Annotated in this window: 2 protein-coding genes and 1 pseudogene; all 3 read right to left on the bottom strand. The window is 69.1% G+C overall.

Going from position 1 to position 2,162, the window contains the following annotated elements; all coding sequences use genetic code 11:
• Nucleotides 1-141: 141 nt before the first annotated feature.
• Nucleotides 142-638: pseudogene (locus JCM19049_RS20710) on the bottom strand (hypothetical protein).
• A 161-nt stretch (nt 639-799) separates the two neighbouring features.
• The gene (locus tag JCM19049_RS20705) at nt 800-1,273 is read right to left on the bottom strand and encodes a thiamine pyrophosphate-binding protein (protein WP_279403123.1); all 474 of its coding nucleotides are present in this window, start codon (nt 1,271-1,273) and stop codon (nt 800-802) included.
• Nucleotides 1,274-1,522: 249 nt separating this feature from the next.
• Nucleotides 1,523-2,162: NAD-binding protein (locus tag JCM19049_RS12335; RefSeq protein WP_374700308.1), on the bottom strand; the 640-nt coding region annotated here is incomplete at its 5' end.

Below are 2,162 nucleotides of genomic sequence, written 5' to 3'. Positions count from 1 at the left end.
CCGGCCCGGTCCAGCCCAGCGGGCCAGCCTGTCCGGCGTTGATCCACTTGCGCGGGCCGAACACGTGCAGCATCTGCGCGCCGGCGATCTGGCTCAGGCCGATGGTGGACACGTAGGTGGTGTCCTGGCCGAAGGCGGCGTTCATCTCCTGGTAGACGCGCTGCGGTTGATCGGGATGTTCTCGAAGTTGGTCTTGCGGTGCCCGGTGCCCTTGCGCTCGGTGCACTCGGCCGACCACTGGGAGTAGTCCGGCACCCGGCCGGCGGCCTTGCGCTCGCGCACCACCTCAAGGATGGCCTCAAGCGCGGCCCCGGCGTCGGAGGTGATCCCCAGGTCCGGGGAGAACACGCGCCCGATCTGGGTCGGCTCGATGTCCACGTGCACGAACTTGCGTCCGGCGCGGTAGGTGGCCAGGTCCCCGGTATGGCGGTTGGCCCAGCGGTTGCCGATGCCCAGCACGAAGTCGGAGGCCAGGAACGTGTCGTTGCCGTACTTGGTGTGGGTCTGGATCCCGACCATGCCCGACTGCAGGCGGTGGTCGTCCGGGATCGCGCCCCAGCCATCAGGGTCGGGGAGACCGGGATGTCCAGTTCCTCGGCCAGCTGAACCAGCGCGGCGCTGGCGTTCGCGTTGATCACCCCGCCGCCGGCGATGATGATCGGGCGCTCATGGCCGGTGAGCAGGTCCACGACCTTCTCCGCCTGGGCGCGGGACATCTGCGGGTTCTGCACCGGCAGCGGCTCGTAGGCGTCGATGTCGAAGTCGATCTCGGCCATCTGCACGTTGATCGGCAGGTCGATCAGCGCCGGGCCGGGACGGTTCGAGCGCATGATCTGGAAGCCTTGGCGAAGGTGCCCGGCACCAGGCCCGGCTCCAGCACGGTCACCGCGTACTTGGTGACCGGCTTGGCGATGGACTCGATGTCCACGGCCTGGAAGTCCTCCTTGTGCAGCACGTTGGTCGGCGCCTGGCCGGTGATGCACAGCATCGGGATGGAGTCGGCGATCGCGGCGTACAGCCCGGTGATCATGTCGGTGCCGGCCGGGCCGGAGGTGCCCAGGCACAGCCCGATCTTGCCGGTGGCCCGCGAGTAGCCGTCCGCGGCGTGGCTGGCGCCCTCCACGTGGCGGTGCAGGGTGTGGCGGATCCCGCCATGGTCCTTCATGGCCGAGTACAGCGGGTTGATCGCGGCCCCGGGCAGGCCGAACGCCTCGGTGGCGCCTTCCTTCTCCAGGATCTGCACGATGGCATCTACGGTGCGCATCTTAGGCATGGGAATCACACTTCCTTGCTGGTCCGGCCGCTGGCCGGGGTCTTTCGAGAAAAGTTTGGATCCAGCCGGCGTTGGGCCGGCTGGGGTGGATAGACCTGCGACGGGACCCGCGGCTGGCACCACACGGAGCAATCACGTGGTCCTTTGCGTGGGGTCCTCGGCTCATCACACCGGCCGTCCTGGCTTCCATGAGCACGTGGGGGCCCGGGCAGTCGAAGACTTCGAGCTTCGGGACGATCTGTCAGGGAATCACTGATGTCGCTTCGACCCGGCGCCCCTGGAGCAGGACGGCTGCGGCTCCCAGGACCGCTGCGTGCGGTCTGCGGATCCCGTCACAGGAATCTTTGGGCCGGGCCGGTGTTCCCGGCCCGGGTGGCTACTCGGACTTGCCCGACAGGCGCTGTACGCCGCGGAAGAGCCCGGAGTGGTCCAGCGAGCCGTCGCCGCTGGCCACGGTGGAGCTGACCAGCTGGGCCACCAGGCGCCCAGCGGCAGGATGACCCCGGCCTCGCGGGCGGCGGAGGTGACGATGCCCATGTCCTTGTTGTGCAGCGCCAGGCGGAAGCCCGGGCCGAATTCGCGGTCCAGGATCTTCTGGCCCTTCTGGTCCAGCACCTTCGAGCCGGCCAGCCCGCCGCCCGAGCACCTGCAGCGCCGAGTCGGTGTCCACGCCGTAGGCCTCCAGGAAGACCACGGCCTCGGACAGCGCCTGGATGTTGGAGCGACGATCAGCTGGTTCGCGGCCTTCACGGTCTGCCCGGAGCCCGAGGGGCCGACCAGCACGATGGTCTTGCCCACGGCCTCCAGCACGTCCTTGGCCTCGGAGAAGTCCGCCGGCTCGCCGCCGACCATGATGGACAGCACCCCGTCGATCGCGCCTGCTCGCCGC

The organism is Arthrobacter sp. JCM 19049 (assembly GCF_001310435.1).
This window is presented reverse-complemented; position numbering and strand designations above follow the sequence as displayed.